Source organism: Nocardiopsis eucommiae (assembly GCF_965344335.1).
Classification (GTDB): Bacteria; Actinomycetota; Actinomycetes; order Streptosporangiales; family Streptosporangiaceae; genus Nocardiopsis; species Nocardiopsis eucommiae.
In genome coordinates, this window is record NZ_CBDRIY010000047.1 from 1 (window position 1) to 17,112 (window position 17,112).

Sequence of the window (17,112 nt, forward strand, 5' to 3'; positions counted from 1 at the left end):
AACCGGAGTACGCCGACCGCTAGGCCTTCGTGGACTCCGTGGTCTCCGCGGCCTCGGCGTCCTTGGAGGACTCGACGTCCTTCGAGGACTCCTCGGACGCGGTCTCGACAGTCTGCCCGGCCTTCGGCTGCTCCTGTCCGAGCGGGGCGACCAGGCCCTTCGCCTTGTCACGGCGGTGGTTGACCACCTGGAGGGTGATGAGCACGATGCCCGCGACGGTACCGGCGCCGATGAACCAGTCCGGCGAGACCTGGACGGACAGCAGCGACTCGGTCCACCCGCTCCACTCGGGGGCGATCAGGACCAAGGCGGCGGAGAGCCCCAGCGCGATGCGCTCACCCAGCAGGGTGCGGCGCAGGAAGAAGCCCTCGATCGCCATGGCACCGGCCGCCAACGCGACCGATCCGGTGGCGATCGCCATCACCAGGTCGATGACCGGACCGTCCACCTCCATGAGCGCCGAGTAGGCCATGAGCAGCGGGATCAGGTACAGACCCTTGGCGAACTTCCACGAGGACACGCCCGAGCGCATCGGACTGGAGTTCGCGATGCCCGCCGCCGCGAAGGCCGCGAAGGCCACCGGCGGGGTGACGTTGGAGTCCTGGCTGAGCCAGTACACGATCATGTGCGCGACGATCAGCGCCAGGCCGAGCTGCTCCAGCGCCGGACCGGCCAGGATCACCAGCACCACGTAGGACGCGGTCACCGGCAGGCCGATGCCCAGGATCAGGGAGGCCAGGGCCACCATCACCAGGGTCATGAAGAGGTTGCCCGCGAAGGCGTTGACCAGGACGTCGGAGAAGACCAGGCCCAGGCCGGTGAGGCCGACCATGCCGACGATGATGCCCGCCACGGCGCACGCCACGGAGACCGGCAGGGTGCTGCGGGCCGCCATCACGAACACCTCCAGGAAGTCCTTGAGGCTGAGGCGGCTGCTCGCGCGCAGCATGGCCACCACGAGCAGGGCGCCGCAGGCGGCCAGGCCGGCCTGCGTCGGCGGCACGTAGTTGAGCAGCAGGACGATCAGCAGGACCAGCGGGGCCATGAAGTGCCAGCCCGCCCGCATCACGATGGCGAAGGTGGGGATCTCGTCCCCCTCCATCGGCCGGATGTTGTTCTTGCGGGCGAGGATGTCCACGAACAGGAACATCAGGGCGAAGTACATGATCGCGGGGATGATCGCGACCTTGACGATGTCGGCGTAGGGGATACCCAGCCGCTCCGCCATGAGGAACGCGCCCGCGCCCATGATGGGCGGCAGGACCTGGCCGCCGGTGGAGGCGGCGGCCTCCACACCGGCCGCGTCGTGCTTCTTGTAGCCGACCTTCTTCATCAGCGGGATGGTGAAGGGGCCGGTGGTGACCACGTTGGCGATGGCGCTGCCGGAGACCGAACCCATCAGGGCGCTGCCGAGCACCGCGCCCTTGGCCGGGCCGCCCACCATGCGTCCGGTGAGGACGTAGGCCAGGCCGACGAAGAAGTTGCCGCCGCCGGTCTTGGACAGCAGCGCGCCGAAGAGGATGAAGACGAACACGAACGTGACGACGACCCCGAGTGTGAGCCCGTAGATGCCGTCGTTGCCCAGGTAGGCGTGGGTGGAGATGCGCTGGATCGTGACGCCGGAGTGGCCGAAGTCGCCGGGGATCAGCGGGCCGATCCAGGCGTAGTAGATGAACGCCGCCACCAGCAGGACCATGATCAGGCCGACGGAGCGCCGGGTGGCCTCCAACAGGACCACGATGGCGACCAGACCCATGATCCAGTCCAGGTCGGTGTAGGCGCCCGCGCGGCGGGCGAGCTCCGCCTGGTACACGATCGGGTAGAAGCTGACCACGACGGTCGCGACGACCATGACGAGGTCGAGGACGGCCCCCGCCACGTACGCGACCGGGTTCCCCTCCACCGTGGACTTCTTGAACGGCGGCATGATGATGAAGACCATCAGCATGACCAGCATGAGGTGCATGAGCCGCTGCTGACGGGCGTCCAGACCGGAACGCAGGGCGATCCAGAGCTGGAAGGCGGTCAGGGCGATGCCCAGGAGCAGGATGATCCCGCCCATGGCGAGCCCGAACCGGCCCTCACCCCAGCGCTCGGCGGCGATCCGGCGCCAGAACGGCGGGGCGTCGTCCCCGAGCCCGTCGACGTCCGGCAGGGCGTCGGCGGAGGTCCCGGTCCTGCGGCCGCCCTTGCCGAAGCCGACCTCGGACGACTCCTCGGCGGCGGAGGTGGCGGTGTCGTCACGACCGTCCCGCTCGGTTTCCTCCGGCGTCGGGGGCGCGTCACCCCGCACCTGTGGTTTCTCAGCCATGTTCTTCCTCGGGTTCGACGGATGGACCGCGCGGTGCGTGAGAACACGGTGACCACGCGGCGGAGGGTGCTTCAGGCGGGGGGAGGACCTGAGGGACTGCTACTCGTCACAGACCGGCTGCGGTGAGCGGCCGATCAGCAGGACGAGGGTGGAGATCCGGGCGGGCTCGACGGCCACCCTGCGGGAGGTGAGGCACGGGGAGAGCCGTACCTCGGTGTCGGGAGTGCGCAGCCGGTGGTCCACGGAGGCCGTGCCCACACGGATCGCGAGCTCCGGACCGACGTGGCGGTTCATGTCCTCGATGACCCACCACTCGCCGTCGGCGCGGCCGGTTCCCTGACCGGGGATCTGGCCCATGCCCGCGCCGAACTGGCGCAGGCGGGTCGAGTCGGCGACCAGTTCGCCGTCACGGACCTCGATGTTCTCCTCGATCGGCAGGTGGTCGATCGAGTGCACGTAGGAGACGGTGAACTGCTCGCCCTCGGCCAGCGGCAGGTGGCCGAGGCGGTCGCCGTCCACGCTCAGGCGCAGCGCGGGCCACACGGGGAGGAGCGCGCCGACGAGCAGGGCCGCGCCGAGTCCGGCGCCGAGCCACAGGCCGGCGCGGCGGAGCGCGGAGATCCGCGGACGCCGGGGTTCGGCGTCCGCGGATCGTCCCACCGCGGTCGGTTCCATCGGTGTGTGCGACCTACTCTTCGTCGGTGTCCTCGGCGGCGCTGTCGCCCGCCTCGGTGCCCTCGGGGCGCAGGTCCTCGGGGATCTCGACGCCCTGCTCCTCGTAGAAGCGGATGGCGCCCGGGTGGACGGGGACCGGGCTGTTCTCGATCGTCTCCGGGACCAGGTACTCCTCGCCCGGGGCGTACACGCCGATCACCTGGTCGATGTTGTCGAACATCGCCTTGGTGATCTCGTAGGCCTGGTCCTCGTTGAAGGTGCCGGGCACGACCAGCGCGTTCCAGACGGCGATCGTCGACACGTCGTCGTCGATCCCCGGGTAGGTGCCGCCCTTGACGACGTGCTCGGTGTAGCCGCCGTAGCCGCTGACGATGGCGTCGCGCTCGTCGTCGCACATCTCGATGAGCGCGATGTCCTCGGTGGTGCCGAGCTCGGTGATGCCGGAGTGGCCCTCACCGACGACCCAGGAACCGGCGTCGAGCTGGTTGTTGGTCAGGGCGTTCGCGGTCTCCGCGTAGCCCAGCTGCTGGATCTCGACCTCGCTCGGGCCGATCTCCAGCGAGTCGAAGACCTGGTTGGTGGTGGCCTCGTTGCCGCTGCCGATGTCACCGACGGAGTAGCGGTTGCCGATGATGTCGTAGAAGCAGTCGAAGCCCTCGCGCTCCTTGATGCTCTGGAGCGTCACCGCGTGGAAGACGTTCGGGTACAGGACCGCGAGCGAGTACGTCTCGACGGGGTCGCCCTCGAAGTCACCGGTGCCGGTGAAGCCCTGGTCGGCGGCGTCACCCTGGACGATGGCCAGGTGGCTCTCGCCGGAGCCGAGGAGGCGGATGTTCTCGACGGAGGCGCCGGTGGCCTCGACGGAGGCGGACTGGCCCTCGAGGTTGTCACCGATGATGCCGCGCAGGGCGCCGCCGATGGGGTAGTACACACCGGTCGTGCCGCCGGTGACGATGCTGAGGTTGTTCTGGACTTCACCGCCACCGAGCTCGATGTCCTCGGCGGCCTGCTCGGCGGGCTGCGAGCAGGCGGCCAGCATGAGCACGCTGGCGGGGATGGCGACCAAAGACAGTGTGGAGCGTCGCATGGTTGTGGGGGTCCTCTCGAGGTGCTTCGTGCGTCAGGGGGCGCGGGAGAGTCGGGGGATACCCGCCTGCCGTGCCCGGAACCCGGGTCCGGCTCCGGCACGCGGGCCGCGGGACGCAGTCGTGGCCCCCGCCCCGCCGCCGCTGGCAACGTAACCGCCATCACGTCGAAACCCGCAGGACCCGAGAAGGTATTTGAGCCTCTTCTGAGGTTTCACACTCGTTGGTATCGTTCGCCCATGGCGTCGTCCGTCCCCCAGCCTCTCTGGAGCGTCACCCGGTTCACGGCCGCGTGCGCGGTCGTGGCGACGGTGCTCACCTGCGCGTCTCCCCTGCACCCGGCCCCGCTGCGGCTCTCCGTCGGAACCGGCGGCGCGGGCGGGGTCTACCACGTGTACGGCAGCGGACTGGCTGAGGTCACCGCCTCCCGGCAGGACACCTGGATCACCGCGTTGACGACCGCCGCGAGCGTGGAGAACAACCTGCTCGTCGCGGACGGCTCGCTGGACGTGGCGTTCACCCTCTCCGACGTGGCCGCGCTGGCCGTGGACGGCGAGGAGCCCTTCGAGGAGCCGCTGCCGATCTCCGCCATCGCCCGCCTGTATGACAACCACACGCACGTGGTGGTTCGCGCGGATTCCCCGGTGAACGCGATCGCTGATCTGGCCGGGGGGACGGTGTCGGTGGGTTCGGCCGGTTCGGGCACCGAGATGATGGCGGACCGGCTCCTGGACCTGTCCGGTCTGACAGCGGTGGCCGAGGGGAAGCGCCCCGGCGCGGCCGGTGAGGTGGAGCGGCTCCAGCTGTCCATAGGTGACTCGGCGCGGGCGCTGGAGGAGGGCCGGGTGGACGCGTTCTTCTGGTCCGGCGGGATACCGACCCAGGCGGTCGGGGACCTCGCGGAGCGGGTTCCGGTGCGCCTGCTGGACCTGGCCGACCAGGTCCCGGCCCTGACCGAGCGGTACGGGGAGTACTTCACGGAGCTGCCGGTCCCCGCCGGGACCTACGCGGACGTTCCGGCGGTGCGGACGATCGGGGTGCCGAGCCTGCTGGTGGTGAACTCCGCGATGCCCGACCACCAGGCCGAGGAGTTCACGCGGTTGCTCTTCGAGTTCCAGGCGGACCTGGTCGAGATCCACCCGGTGGCGCTGCACCTGCACCCGCGCTCGGCGATCTCGACCCTGCCGGTGCCCCTGCACCCGGGCGCGGTCGACTACTACCGGTCGGTCAAGTACGCCAACGACCGCCCGCCGCCCGAGGCCGCGGTGCCGTCCGAGGCCTCGACCCCGGTCCTCGGCCCCTGAGGCTCCGTCCCGGCCCTCGGACGTCCCACACGGAGACCACGCCGCCACCGCGTGCGCCCGGTCCGGGCGCCGCGGCGGGCCGTCGGGTTCACTTGCTGGTGATGTCCCACGTGCCGTCGCCTTCGGCCGCGTCGTTGAGCGCGGTCCAAGCGGCGTCGTCGAGCCTGAGGGCGTGGTGGAGGTAGGCCGAGACGACGTCGGCGACGAGGGCGACGCGGTCGGGGTCCTCGTCGGTGGTCTCCGCGACCGCCTCACCGGCGAGACCACCCAGGGTGTGCTCGCCCTCGGGGATGTCGAGCAGGCTCTTCGGGGCGGGGCTGAGGTGGTAGGCGTCCGTGAACCACTCCGGCCCCCGTGTGGAGAGCGGGGAATCGTCCCGGCCGCCCGCCACGACCAGGGTCGGAGCGGTCATCGTGGAGTAGTCCGGCCTCATGAACGGAAGGTGTTCGAGGGCGAACGGGGTGAGGGTGTCTCCCGTCCCTGTCGCGGCGATGAGCGCGCCGGCCGAGACTGCGGCATGGGAGAAGTCCTCCCCGGGGGTGCCGTCGACGTCGAGCACCCGCGCGCCGAGGAGCGCACCGGCGCTCTGGGCACCCCAGGAGTGGCCGACGACGGCGACGCGGTCCCGGTCGGCGCGGTCCTCCAGATCACCCGCCTGGCGAAGGAGGTCACCGAGACCGTCGACGACCGCGTGCAGGTCCGCGATCCGCACGCGCCAGATCGTGGGGAAGCGCGGGTCGTCCCACGTGAGCTCGTTGCGGCGGGAGTCCGGGTGGGTGGGCTGCACGACGACGAATCCGGCGGCCGCCCACCGGTCGACGAGGGGCCCGTATCCGTCCATGGACCACGCGTTGCCGTGGGAGAACACGATGACGGGAAGGTCCCGGCCCGATACGGGAGCGGTGACCTTCACCCGGAGTTCGACGTCGCGGCCGGGCGCGGGGACGACGACGGGCTTGACCGCGACGACGCGCTGGTCGGAGTGGCGAGAGGGCATGGGGCACCTGTGCTTTCTTCCCGGGGCCGCTCTGCCATACTTTGGCGGAGCACCGTTCCGCCAATTTAGCGGAACACTGTTCCGCGAACAAGGGAGGGCCTGTGTCGGAACCCGTCGGAGTACGCCAGGCACAGGCGCGACGCACGCGCGACGCCGTGCTGGACGCCGCGGCGGCGGCCTTCGTGGACCAGGGCGTCCAGGCCCCCATCCGCGACATCGCCGCGCGCGCGGGCGTCGGCGTCGGCACGATCTACCGGAACTTCCCGACCCGGGCGGACCTGGTCACCGCCGTCTACCGGCACCAGATCGACACCTGCGCCGCGCTCGCGCCCCGACTCCTGGCGGAATCCGCCTCTCCGTTCACCGCCCTGACGCACTGGGTGGACGCGTTCGTGGATTTCCTGGTGACCAAGCACGGCCTCGGCGCCGCACTGGGGTCCGGTGACCCGGGGATGGAGAACCTCCACGCCCTCATGCTCGACACCCTCCTCCCGGCCTGCGCCACGCTGCTCGACGCCTGCGTCGCCCACGACGAACTCGGCCCCGACATCGGCGCCTACACGCTCATGCGCGCCATCGGAAACCTCTGCATCACCGGCCCCGACTACGACCAGGCCGACGCCAAGCGCATGGTCGCGATCCTCCTCCGGGGGTGCCGTCGCGAGGAGTGACGGAGTGCGACCCGCCGATCCCCGGCCACCACGCCGCCCCGGGACGTCACCGCCAGAGACCAACGGCTCCGACGGCGCCAGGCGCTCGCCGGCCGGATCCCCCGGCGGACCGCGCCCGTCCGTCGCCCCGGATCCCTCTCGGAACACCGCTCAGGCGCTCTCCGGGGCCCCCACGGACTCGGACTCGGCGTCGGCCCCGTCCTCGGTGTGTGCGGCCAGGCGGAACCGCAGGCGGGCGTCGATCCCGTGCGGCTCCCGGGAGGACAGGGACAGGCTCGCCCCCTGAAGCTCCAGGAGCGTGACCACGATGGACAGCCCCAGCCCGGATCCCCCTCCCCCACCGCCGTCGCGCCAGAACGCCCGTGTGGCCTGGTCGAGCTGGTCGTCGGGGAGCCCCGGACCGTCGTCCACCACGTGCACGTCCAGGTGCCCGCCGTCGCCCTCCCCCACCGGCGCGCCCACGTGGACGGTGATCCACACCCCCGCGCCGCCGAACTTGAGCGCGTTGTCGATGAGGGCGTCGAGGGCCTGGTCCAGTGTCCCCTCCACGCACCGCACCAGGGCGGACTCCTCACCCGAGCACGTCAGCACGGCACCCGCGCGGTCGGCGATGGGGCCCCACGCGGCCACCCTCAGCTCCGCCACCTCCCTGGCGTCCTCCCACACCATGGAGTGCTCGGCGTCCTCGGCCTGCGCCAGGGTGAGCAGGCTGTCGCAGATCCGGGTGAGCCGGTCCACCTCGTCCAGTGCCAGCCCGTGCTCCCGCAGCCCCTCGTCGCCCAGGTGCCGGGCCAGTCCCCCCACCCGCAGGCGCAGCGCCGCCAAAGGATTGCGCACCTGGTGTCCCGCGTAGGCCACGAAGGTGCGCTGGCTCTCCAGCATGGAGGTGATGGTGTCGGCCATCTGGTTGAAGGACTCCCCCAGCCTGCGGAGCTCCTCGGGCCCGGCCGCCGTCCGCACCCGCGTGTCCAGGCTGCCCCCGCTCACGGCCCGGGTGGCCTGGGCCAGGTCGTCGATGGGCCGCAGGATCCACCGGGTGAGCGGACCGGCCACGGCGATGCCCGCCACCATCAGGGCGGTCACCACCAGCCACGCCACGACCCACTGTCCGAGGGTGGCGCGGCGCAGCGCTCCGGTCGGTGAGGCGGTGACGGCCGCCCCGACCACCTCACCCGAGCTGCCGATGGGCTCCGCGACCACCAGTGGCCCGTCCTGCCACGGCCAGACCACGCTGTCCGCCGCCCTGCGGTTGCCCGCCAGCGCGCCGCGCACCGGCCCCGTCAGCGGCTCCTCGCTGTCGGACCGGCCCTGGGGATCCAGGTCCTCCAGGGTGAGGCCGGGCCGTGAGGCGGCCACCACCCGACCGTCCCGGTCCACCACGACGGCGGTGATCCCGTACACCTGCTCGTAGACCGTGAGCTCGCTGACCAGACCGGACAGGGCCCCCTCCGACCCCGACAGCACCCCGGGCTCGGCCAGTCCGGCGAACCGGGCGGTGTCGTTGATCCGGTCGAGGACCATGTCGGAGGTGCCCCGGGCGGCGATGTTCCCGCACAGGGGGAAGGCCAGCGCCAGGCAGGCGACCACCAGCAGGGAGACGTAGACGGTGACCACACGCCGGTGCATCAACGTGCCCCTCTCGCGCGCGGGACCCCCGTGACGCGAGGCCCCGACCCGCGCCAGAGCCGCCCCCTCACCGGGAGGCCGGGGCCGCGGTGGCCCCGGCGGCCGTGTACTCGCTGGTCACGAGCTGGTAGCCGACCCCGCGCACCGTCCGGATCAACCCGGGCGAACCCAGCTTCGACCGGAGCGTGCCGATGTGCACTTCGAGGGTGCGCAGGGTGCCCGGCCAGGCGGTCTGCCAGACACGGAGCAGGAGGTGCTCCCGGGAGACCACCCCGCCCGACTCCCTCAGCAGGACGACGAGGAGGTCGAACTCCTTCCGGGTCAGCTCCACGGGGCGGCCGGAACACTCGACGGTGCGGGTGGACAGGTCCACCCGCAGCGGCCCGGTCTCCAGGACCGTGCCGACCCGACCGCCGGTACGGCGCAGGACCGCCTCCATCCGGGCGCACAGCTCCTCTATGGCCAACGGCTTCACCACGTAGTCGTCCGCGCCGGAGCGCAGTCCGAGGATCCGTTCGCGCTGCTGTCGGCGGGCGGTGACCATGATGATCGCGGTGTCCCCGAAGTCCGGCCGCTCACGGATGCGCTGGCACAGTTCCACTCCGTCCATGTCGGGCAGGCCGAGGTCGAGCAGGACGATGTCCGCGGGGGGCGCGCTCAGGGCGCCCCCCGCGGTCCTCACCTGGTCGACCTCGTAGCCGTACGTCTCCAGCGCGCCGGCGAGGGCGTCGGCGAGGCGCACGTCGTCCTCTACTAGCAGCACCTTGATCATGGGGCGGGGGTCCTTCGGCGGGTGAACGCGACAGGGGGTGACTCCACGCACCCTAACCCCACGATGTGCCACAAACCACAACGGCCGGATCAGTGATCAGCAACAATACGAACCCGACCGAGGGGCTCCGCGCCCCGGGGACACCCCTCAGGAACGCCCTCCGGGCCTGCCCACGTGGATGTCCGGCACGATCTCCGGAGCACCGTGCTGGACCGCGTCGGCCTCCTGGTCCGTGTCCTGTTCCTGTGCGGCGCGCTCGGCCTCGATGCCCTTGCGGTAGTACTCCACCTCGCGCTCGACCTGTTCCCTGGTCCAGCCGAGCGGCTCCGCCATGAGCGCGGCGGCGGACTCGGCGGCGGCGATGCCCCGGTCCCAGGTCTCGAAGGTGATCCGGGTGCGCCGGGACAGGACGTCCTCCAGGTGGCGGGCGCCCTCGGCCTCCACCGCGTAGACGACCTCGGCCCGCAGGTAGTCCTCACCGCCCTTCAGCGGCTCCCGCAGGTCCGGCCGCTCCCGGATCAGGTCGAGGACGTCGTGCACCCCGGAACCGTACCGGCGCAACAGGTGCGAGATCCGGGAGACGTGCAGTCCGGAGTCGCGGGCCAGCCGGTGCCGCTGGTTGTACAGGGCCGCGTAACCGTCCGCGCCCACCAGCGGCAGCTTGTCGGTGACCGAGGCGGGGACCGCGCCGCCCAGCCCGTGCGCGACCGCGTCCACCGCGTCCTTGGCCATGACCCGGTAGGTGGTGTACTTGCCGCCCGCGATGAGGACGAGCCCCGGCACGGGGTGCGCGACCGTGTGTTCACGGGAGAGCTTCGAGGTCTCCTCGGACTCCCCCGACAGCAGCGGCCGCAGCCCCGCGTAGACGCCCTCGACGTCGTCGCGGCCCAGGGGCGTGCGCAACACCTGGTTGACGTGGTCCAGGACGTAGTCGATGTCGGCCCGCGACGCCGCCGGGTTCTCCTTGTCCAGGTCCCAGGGGGTGTCGGTGGTCCCGATGATCCAGTGGCGGCCCCAGGGGATCACGAAGAGCACGCTCTTCTCCGTCTGGAGGATCATCCCGGACGAGGCCTGGATGCGGTCCCGGGGCACCACGAGGTGCACGCCCTTGGACGCGCTCACGTGGATCTGGCCGCGACCGCCCACCATCTCCTGGATGTCGTCGGTCCACACACCGGCGGCGTTCACCACCTGCCGCGCGCGGATCTGCTTCTTCTCGCCGGTCTCCAGGTCGGCGGCGGTCGCACCGACCACGTGCTCGCCCTCGCGCAGGAACTCGACGGCCTGGACCCGCGAGGCGATCCGCGCCCCGAGTCCGGCGGCGGTGCGCAGGACGGTGGTGACGAACCGGGCGTCGTCCACCTGGCAGTCCCAGTACTGGACCGCCCCGGCCAGGGCGCCGCGCTTGAGCGCGGGGAAGACCCGGAGCGCGCCGGACCTGGTCAGGTGCCGGTGCGAGGGCAGCCCCCGGTTGTTGCGCGAGGTCATCGCCAGGGTGTCGTACAGGGTGACGCCCGCGCCGATGTAGAACCGCTCCCAGTGGTGCTGGAACGGGAAGAGGAACGGCACCGGGCGGACCAGGTGCGGTGCGATGGTCGTGAGCAGGAGACCGCGCTCGTGCAGGGCCTCGCGGACCAGCTCGAAGTCGAGTTGTTCCAGGTAGCGGAGGCCGCCGTGGATGAGCTTGCTGGACCTGCTGGACGTCCCGGAGGCGAAGTCCCGCGCCTCGATCAGACCCGTGGAGAGCCCGCGCGAGACCGCGTCCAGCGCGATGCCCGCGCCCACGATCCCGCCGCCCACCACGAGGACGTCGAGCTCCTCGTCGGCCATCGACGCGAGCGCCTCGGTGCGCCCCTTCGGCCCCAACCAGGTGGTCGCCATGGATGGTCCTCCCTTTCGATCGGTGTCCCACCAAGGCGCATACCCGGAGTGGTGGGGCCCCAGGCTAACCGGAGGCCGTCAGGGACGTGGGTTGCCACACCCCATACCGCCGGATTACCTCCGGGACCGGTCCGAACGGTCCGAACGGGACTCAGGCGGCGTCGGCGTAGGCGTGCGCGTAGGCCAGGACGTCGCTGACGTAGGCGGAGGAGCGGTTGTACTCCAGGACCGCCGACTCCCAGTCCTGCGCGGAGGTGAGGTCGCGTCCCTCGTCGCACAGGTAGCGGGCGGAGGCCAGGGCGGCGTCGTCGATGTTGTGCGGGTCGGGGGTACCGCCCTCCAGCGACTCGCCCCACCGGGCCCAGGTGCTGGGGATGAACTGCATGGGGCCGATCGCCCGGTCCCACTCGGTGTCGCCGTCCAGCTCACCACCGTCGGTGTCGGGGATGGCCTGCGTGTTGTTGGTGCCGTCCAGCGGGATGCCGATGATGTCGACGGTGGTGTTGCCGTCCGGGCCGAGCTCACCGCCCGCGTAGGTGCCGTGGCGGGACTCCACGTAGCCGATGCCCGCCAGCGTGGGCCAGGACAGCTGGCACGAGGACTGGTCGGCGTCGAGCACCAGCTGGGCGCTGGCGTAGCCCTCCATGGCCCTGCGCGGGATGCCGGTGTTCGCGGAGACCTCGTCCAGCCACTCGTCGCTGGGGCGCAGCACCTCGGCCGGGCCGGACCGCTCGTCCGCGCCGACGGCGGACTCGTCCGGGTCCCCGTTCTCCCGGGCGGTCACCCCGGTCTGGGCGGGTGGCCCGGTGAGCTGGTCGTGCGGAGGGGTCTCGATGGTGCCGATCTCCGGGGTGGCGTCGGCGGCCGGCGCCTCCCAGTCGTTGAGGGCACTGGACACGCGGCCGACCAGGACCACGACGCCCGCCGTCACCAGCAGGCAGACGACCAGTGCGAGGCTGACCGCGACCGCCGGTCCGCGTCGGCGGCGCCGACGGTGGCCCCGGGCGCGGCGCGCCTCGGCGGCGCCGGACTCGCGCCGGGCCTCGGCGGAGCGGGGCTCCTCCTGGGCGCGGGGCACCTCGGAGGGACCGGTCGCCCCGGGGGCACCGGACTCACTGTCACCCATGCGGTCCTCCAAGAGAAAGTCACCATCGGATCACGAGACTCAAAAACACGCACCATAGTGGCACACTGTGGCGGTTCGGACGCACCCCCCTCGGACGACGCGGGGGGCGCCCCGGTTCACCGGGACGCCCCCTCACACTCGCGCCTGGTCCGACCTGCGGGAGGAACCCCGCCGTCACTCCCTAACGGTGCGGGTTCACCACGACCTCGACCCGCTGGAACTCCTTGAGGTCGGTGTAGCCCGAGGTGGCCATGGTCCGACGCAGCGCGCCCATGAGGTTCATGGAACCGTCGCTGGTGGAGGCCGGGCCGTGCAGGATCGACCTGAGGTCACCGATGGTGCCCACCTCGACCCGCTCGCCGCGCGGCAGTTCGTTGTGGTGCGCCTCGCTGCCCCAGTGGTAGCCGCCGCCGGGCGCCTCGGTGGCGCGGGCCAGCGGGGACCCCACCATGACGGCGTCGGCGCCGCAGGCCAGGGCCTTGGCGATGTCACCGCTGCCGGTCATGCCGCCGTCCGCGATGACGTGCACGTAGCGGCCGCCGGACTCGTCGAGGTAGTCGCGGCGGGCCGCGGCGACGTCACCGATGGCGCTGGCCATGGGGACGGCCACACCCAGCACGGAGCGGGTGGTGTGGCCGGAGCCGCCGCCGAACCCGACCAGCACACCGGCGGCACCGGTACGCATCAGGTGCAGGGCGGCGGTGTAGGTGGCGCAGCCGCCGACCACGACCGGCACGTCGAGGTCGTAGATGAACTGCTTGAGGTTGAGCGGCTCGGCGCGCCCGGAGACGTGCTCGGCCGACACCGTGGTGCCGCGGATCACGAAGATGTCGACCCCGGCGTCCACGACGGCCTTGTGGTACTGGGCGGTGCGCTGCGGCGACAGCCGGGCGGCCGTGACCAGGCCGGCGTCACGGATCTCCTCGATCCGGCGGCCGATCAGCTCCTCCTGGATCGGCGCCGCGTAGATCTCCTGGAGTCGCTTGGTCGCGGCGACGTCGTCGAGTTCGCGGATCTCCTGGAGCAGCGGCTCCGGGTCCTCGTAGCGGGTCCACAGACCCTCGAGGTCGAGGACGCCGAGACCGCCCTGCTCACCCACGGCCACGACGGTCTTGGGCGAGGCCACACTGTCCATGGGGCTGACGACCAGGGGCGTCTCGAACCGGTAGGCGTCGATCTGCCAGGCGATCGACACCTCCTCCGGGTCGCGGGTCCGTCGTGCGGGCACGATCCCGATCTCGTCGAGCTCGTAGGCGCGACGCCCGTTCTTGCCCAGCCCGATCTCCACCTGAGCCAACTGTTCGCTTCCCCTCTGACGTGCGGCGCCGGTCGGTCGACCAGCGCTTGACCGCGGACGCGAGTCTATCCGTCCGTGGTCGGACCGGATCCGGCGCCGTCCCCGCGCCGACTAGCGCGCGTTGTAGTTCGGCGCTTCCACGGTCATCTTGATGTCGTGCGGGTGGCTCTCGCGCAGCCCCGCGCTGGTGATGCGCATCAGCTGGCCGCGCTCGCGCAGCTCCGGCACGGTGCGGCTGCCCGCGTACCACATGGACTGGTGCAGGCCGCCGACCAGCTGGTGGGCCACGGCGGACAGCGGGCCGCGGAACGGCACCTGACCCTCGATGCCCTCGGGAACCAGCTTGTCCTCGGAGGACACGTCGGCCTGGGCGTAGCGGTCCTTGGAGAAGGAGCGGCCGCGCATGGCGCCGAGCGAACCCATGCCCCGGTAGGCCTTGAACTGCTTGCCGTTGATGAAGATGAGCTCGCCCGGGCTCTCCTCGACACCCGCGAGGAGGCTGCCGAGCATGACGGTGCTGGCACCGGCGACGATGGCCTTGGCGATCTCGCCGGAGTACTGGAGGCCACCGTCCGCGATCAGCGGGACACCGGCGGGGCCGCAGGCCAGCCCGGCCTCCAGGATGGCGGTGAGCTGCGGGGCGCCCACACCGGCGACGACGCGGGTGGTGCAGATGGAGCCGGGGCCCACCCCGACCTTGACGGCGTCGGCCCCGGCGTCGATCAGCAGCTGGGCACCGGCGCGGGTGGCGACGTTGCCCGCGACGATGTCCGCGCGGGAGTTGGCCTTGAGCTTGGCGACCATGTCGGCGAGCCCGGAGGAGTGGCCGTGGGCGGTGTCGACCACGATGAAGTCGACCCCGGCGTCGATGAGCAGCTTGGCGCGCTCCTCGGCCTCGGTGCCCACACCGACCGCGCCACCGACGACCAGACGCCCGTTGGAGTCCTTGGTGGCGTTCGGGAACTGCTCGCTCTTGATGAAGTCCTTGACGGTGATGAGCCCGCGCAGGCGGTTCTGGCCGTCGACCAGGGGAAGCTTCTCGACCTTGTGCTCACGAAGGAGCTCGAAGGCGCGTTCGCGGCTGACGCCGACGGGGGCGGTGACCAGGTTCTCGGTGGTCATGACGTCGCGGACCAGCCGGGAGCGGTCGTCCTCGAAACGCATGTCGCGGTTGGTCACGATGCCCACCAGCGCGCCCTGGGCGTCGGTGACCGGGACACCGGAGATGCGGTAGTGGGCGCAGAGGCGCTCGACCTCCGCGAGGTCGTCCTCGGGGTGACAGGTGACCGGGTCGGTGACCATGCCCGCCTCGGAGCGCTTCACGAGGTCGATCTGGCCGGCCTGGTCCTCGGCGGAGAGGTTGCGGTGCAGCACCCCGGCGCCGCCCTGACGGGCCATCGCCACGGCCATGCGGGCCTCGGTGACGGTGTCCATCGCCGCGGAGAGCAGGGGGATGCTGAGGCTGATGTTGCGGGAGAGCTTCGTCGTGGTGTCCACCTCGCCCGGCTGGAGGTCCGAGTAGGCCGGTACCAGCAGGACGTCGTCGTAGGTCAGCCCCGGCGGAAGCAGCTTCCTCCCGTAGTCGCTGTGGTCCTGGCTCATGACACAACCTCCGCTGTTCCCGGCAACACCTGCGCGGATCGCCCCCGCGTGTCGTCTCATCCTAGGTCGTCGTCCGGCACCGCCCAGGTGGAATGCGGTGTTCGCCCGGTCACCTAGGTCACGAATCGGCCACCGCCCCGGGGCGGGTTCGCTGGTCGAGCCGCAGGCCCGGGGGCCGGTGACGGAGTCAGTGGGGGACGAGTGTGCTGGCCAGCACCACGTGGACGGCCGTGCCGCCCAGGATGCTCAGCAGGGCTTCGCGCCGCCACAGGTGCAGGCCGACGGTGACGGCCAGAGCGCCCAGCGGCACCAGGGACTGCGGTTGCGGCAGGGGCAGGTCGCTCAGGCAGTACACGACCAGGATCACCATGACCCCGGCGGGCATGCGGACGCTGAGGTGACCCATGGTCTCACTGGCGCGCAGCGGTGCCAGGGCGGCGAAGGGCGCCGCGCGCAGACTCCAGGTCACGGCTGCGGTGACCAGGACGGCGGCCACGGCGTAGTGGGTGTCAGACATGAGCGGGCTTCCTTCGGAGTACGAGCCGGTGAGCGAGCAGACCAGCCGTGAACAGGGAGAAGGCGACGAGGAGCATCTGGTCGGGGAAGAGGACCCACGCGGCCAGGGCACTCGCGAACGCGAGCACCGGGGTGGACACCTCGCCCCTGAGGTCCCGCAGCGCGTCCAGGGCCAGCACGGTGAACAGTGCGGTGAGGGCGAAGTCCAGCCCCTGAACGCCCTCGGGAATGAGGCCGCCGAGCAGGGCTCCGACGGTCGCGCTCCCAGTCCAGTACAGGTGCATGAACAGCTGTGAGTACAGGACGCGCCGCCCCGTCCAGGCGCGGGCGCGCTCGGACGCGGTCAGGGCGTAGGCCTCGTCGGTGAGCGCGAACGTGGCGTAGGCCCTGCCCGCGCGACCCCTGATCCGGTCCAGGGGAAACGACAGGGCGTAGAAGACGTGGCGGAAGTTCACCATCAACGCGGCCGCGGCGATCGCGGTCAGCGGGGCGGCGGCGGTGACCATGCCGATCAGCAGGAACTCGAACGATCCGGCGTAGACGAGCGCGGCCGACACCCCGGCCCACCACCAGTCCAGGCCCGCCTGGACCACGAGCACTCCGAAGGCCAGACCGAGCGGGACGAGCGCCAGGCCCACCGGTGCGGAGTCGGCGAAGGCCGACCGCAGGTCAGATTTCCTAGGCATGAGGACATTTTAGAAAAGATCGAGCCTTATATGGTTTCGTTCCTGAGCCCTAGAATGACCGGATGAGCAACGAACATGCACTCGATGGGGTCGACCGCGAAATCCTGTTCCAACTACGCCAGGACGGCCGGTTGTCCAACGTCGAGTTGGCGCGTCGGGTGGGGCTGACCCCGCCTCCCTGCCTGCGCCGGGTCAAGCGGCTGGAGGAGTCGGGGGTCATCACGGGGTACCGGGCCGTGGTGGACTCCGAGCGGCTGGGCCGGGGGCTGGAGGTGCTCCTCGACGTGGAGATCTACGCCCAGGACAGTGCGACCGTCCAGGAGTTCGAGGAGACCGTGGCGGCCTACGAGGAGATCGTGGAGTTCCGCCGGATGTACGGCCGCCCCGACTACTTCCTCCGGGTGAGGGTCGCTGACCACGTCGCCTACGAGGCCTTCCTCACCAGCAGGCTGATGGGGCATCCCGCCGTGCTGAGAGTGGAGTCCCACCTGACCATGAAGACCCTCAAGAGCGACGACTGACCGTCTCGGGGGCCGTTCCGCGCGTCGTGGGGAACGGCCCCG

15 protein-coding genes are annotated in these 17,112 nt (G+C 71.2%); 3 read left to right on the forward strand and 12 right to left on the reverse strand.

Features of this window, described 5'->3' with window-relative positions:
• Positions 1-19 precede the first annotated feature (19 nt).
• The 3 genes from ACRWK8_RS23395 to ACRWK8_RS23405 all read right to left on the reverse strand — a co-directional run bounded on the left by ACRWK8_RS23395 (position 20) and on the right by ACRWK8_RS23405 (position 4,073).
• The gene (locus ACRWK8_RS23395) at positions 20-2,311 is read right to left on the reverse strand and encodes a TRAP transporter permease (protein ID WP_431872883.1); all 2,292 of its coding nucleotides are present in this window, start codon (positions 2,309-2,311) and stop codon (positions 20-22) included.
• Positions 2,312-2,410: 99 nt separating this feature from the next.
• The gene (locus ACRWK8_RS23400; RefSeq protein ID WP_431872884.1) at positions 2,411-2,986 is read right to left on the reverse strand and encodes a DUF1850 domain-containing protein; all 576 of its coding nucleotides are present in this window, start codon (positions 2,984-2,986) and stop codon (positions 2,411-2,413) included.
• Between the two features lie 13 nt (positions 2,987-2,999).
• Entirely contained in the window at positions 3,000-4,073 is a 1,074-nt protein-coding gene (locus tag ACRWK8_RS23405; protein WP_378742140.1) for a TAXI family TRAP transporter solute-binding subunit, read from the reverse strand.
• A 237-nt stretch (positions 4,074-4,310) separates the two neighbouring features.
• Here ACRWK8_RS23405 and ACRWK8_RS23410 point away from each other — a divergent pair, with 237 nt between their 5' ends.
• Entirely contained in the window at positions 4,311-5,375 is a 1,065-nt protein-coding gene (locus ACRWK8_RS23410; protein WP_431872885.1) for a TAXI family TRAP transporter solute-binding subunit, read from the forward strand.
• Positions 5,376-5,463: 88 nt separating this feature from the next.
• On the opposite strand, the gene ACRWK8_RS23415 is transcribed toward ACRWK8_RS23410, so the two are convergent.
• Positions 5,464-6,372, reverse strand: coding sequence for an alpha/beta hydrolase family protein (locus tag ACRWK8_RS23415; RefSeq protein WP_431872886.1), 909 nt, complete (start codon positions 6,370-6,372; stop codon positions 5,464-5,466).
• A 101-nt stretch (positions 6,373-6,473) separates the two neighbouring features.
• On the opposite strand from ACRWK8_RS23415, the gene ACRWK8_RS23420 reads away from it, so the two are divergent.
• Positions 6,474-7,043: a TetR/AcrR family transcriptional regulator gene (locus ACRWK8_RS23420; protein ID WP_378742133.1), complete on the forward strand. Its 570-nt coding sequence runs from the start codon at positions 6,474-6,476 to the stop codon at positions 7,041-7,043.
• 150 nt (positions 7,044-7,193) lie between these two features.
• Here the strand turns inward: ACRWK8_RS23420 and ACRWK8_RS23425 are convergent, their stop codons facing one another.
• The 8 genes from ACRWK8_RS23425 to ACRWK8_RS23460 all read right to left on the reverse strand — a co-directional run bounded on the left by ACRWK8_RS23425 (position 7,194) and on the right by ACRWK8_RS23460 (position 16,549).
• Positions 7,194-8,669: a sensor histidine kinase gene (locus ACRWK8_RS23425; protein ID WP_431872887.1), complete on the reverse strand. Its 1,476-nt coding sequence runs from the start codon at positions 8,667-8,669 to the stop codon at positions 7,194-7,196.
• A 67-nt stretch (positions 8,670-8,736) separates the two neighbouring features.
• Positions 8,737-9,441, reverse strand: a complete 705-nt coding sequence (locus tag ACRWK8_RS23430; RefSeq protein WP_378742128.1) for a response regulator transcription factor — start codon at positions 9,439-9,441, stop codon at positions 8,737-8,739.
• A 147-nt stretch (positions 9,442-9,588) separates the two neighbouring features.
• Positions 9,589-11,322, reverse strand: a complete 1,734-nt coding sequence (locus ACRWK8_RS23435; protein ID WP_378742126.1) for a glycerol-3-phosphate dehydrogenase/oxidase — start codon at positions 11,320-11,322, stop codon at positions 9,589-9,591.
• A gap of 151 nt (positions 11,323-11,473) precedes the next feature.
• Complete coding sequence (locus ACRWK8_RS23440; RefSeq protein WP_378742124.1) at positions 11,474-12,448, reverse strand: lytic transglycosylase domain-containing protein; 975 nt, start codon at positions 12,446-12,448, stop codon at positions 11,474-11,476.
• 181 nt (positions 12,449-12,629) lie between these two features.
• Positions 12,630-13,736 carry a GuaB3 family IMP dehydrogenase-related protein gene (locus ACRWK8_RS23445; RefSeq protein WP_378742451.1) on the reverse strand — a complete coding sequence of 369 codons (1,107 nt, stop codon included), beginning with the start codon at positions 13,734-13,736 and terminating at the stop codon, positions 12,630-12,632.
• Between the two features lie 120 nt (positions 13,737-13,856).
• Positions 13,857-15,347, reverse strand: a complete 1,491-nt coding sequence (gene guaB, locus ACRWK8_RS23450) for an IMP dehydrogenase (RefSeq protein ID WP_378742122.1) — start codon at positions 15,345-15,347, stop codon at positions 13,857-13,859.
• 187 nt (positions 15,348-15,534) lie between these two features.
• Positions 15,535-15,864, reverse strand: coding sequence for a branched-chain amino acid transporter permease (locus ACRWK8_RS23455; protein ID WP_378742120.1), 330 nt, complete (start codon positions 15,862-15,864; stop codon positions 15,535-15,537).
• Complete coding sequence (locus ACRWK8_RS23460; protein WP_431872888.1) at positions 15,857-16,549, reverse strand: AzlC family ABC transporter permease; 693 nt, start codon at positions 16,547-16,549, stop codon at positions 15,857-15,859. The genes ACRWK8_RS23455 and ACRWK8_RS23460 overlap by 8 nt, the downstream gene beginning before the upstream one ends.
• A gap of 62 nt (positions 16,550-16,611) precedes the next feature.
• Between ACRWK8_RS23460 and ACRWK8_RS23465 the strand changes: the two genes are divergently transcribed.
• Entirely contained in the window at positions 16,612-17,070 is a 459-nt protein-coding gene (locus tag ACRWK8_RS23465; RefSeq protein ID WP_431872889.1) for an Lrp/AsnC family transcriptional regulator, read from the forward strand.
• Positions 17,071-17,112: the final 42 nt, after the last annotated feature.

What these genes read in the sequence shown, in the direction of transcription:
- ACRWK8_RS23410 (WP_431872885.1), top strand. Translation starts at nt 4,311, where the DNA reads ATGGCGTCGTCCGTCCCCCAGCCTCTCTGGAGCGTCACCCGGTTCACG.
- guaB (WP_378742122.1), bottom strand. Translation starts at nt 15,347, where the DNA reads ATGAGCCAGGACCACAGCGACTACGGGAGGAAGCTGCTTCCGCCGGGG.
- ACRWK8_RS23435 (WP_378742126.1), bottom strand. Translation starts at nt 11,322, where the DNA reads ATGGCGACCACCTGGTTGGGGCCGAAGGGGCGCACCGAGGCGCTCGCG.
- ACRWK8_RS23455 (WP_378742120.1), bottom strand. Translation starts at nt 15,864, where the DNA reads ATGTCTGACACCCACTACGCCGTGGCCGCCGTCCTGGTCACCGCAGCC.
- ACRWK8_RS23430 (WP_378742128.1), bottom strand. Translation starts at nt 9,441, where the DNA reads ATGATCAAGGTGCTGCTAGTAGAGGACGACGTGCGCCTCGCCGACGCC.
- ACRWK8_RS23415 (WP_431872886.1), bottom strand. Translation starts at nt 6,372, where the DNA reads ATGCCCTCTCGCCACTCCGACCAGCGCGTCGTCGCGGTCAAGCCCGTC.
- ACRWK8_RS23405 (WP_378742140.1), bottom strand. Translation starts at nt 4,073, where the DNA reads ATGCGACGCTCCACACTGTCTTTGGTCGCCATCCCCGCCAGCGTGCTC.
- ACRWK8_RS23440 (WP_378742124.1), bottom strand. Translation starts at nt 12,448, where the DNA reads ATGGGTGACAGTGAGTCCGGTGCCCCCGGGGCGACCGGTCCCTCCGAG.
- ACRWK8_RS23465 (WP_431872889.1), top strand. Translation starts at nt 16,612, where the DNA reads ATGAGCAACGAACATGCACTCGATGGGGTCGACCGCGAAATCCTGTTC.
- ACRWK8_RS23400 (WP_431872884.1), bottom strand. Translation starts at nt 2,986, where the DNA reads ATGGAACCGACCGCGGTGGGACGATCCGCGGACGCCGAACCCCGGCGT.
- ACRWK8_RS23425 (WP_431872887.1), bottom strand. Translation starts at nt 8,669, where the DNA reads ATGCACCGGCGTGTGGTCACCGTCTACGTCTCCCTGCTGGTGGTCGCC.
- ACRWK8_RS23460 (WP_431872888.1), bottom strand. Translation starts at nt 16,549, where the DNA reads ATGCCTAGGAAATCTGACCTGCGGTCGGCCTTCGCCGACTCCGCACCG.
- ACRWK8_RS23395 (WP_431872883.1), bottom strand. Translation starts at nt 2,311, where the DNA reads ATGGCTGAGAAACCACAGGTGCGGGGTGACGCGCCCCCGACGCCGGAG.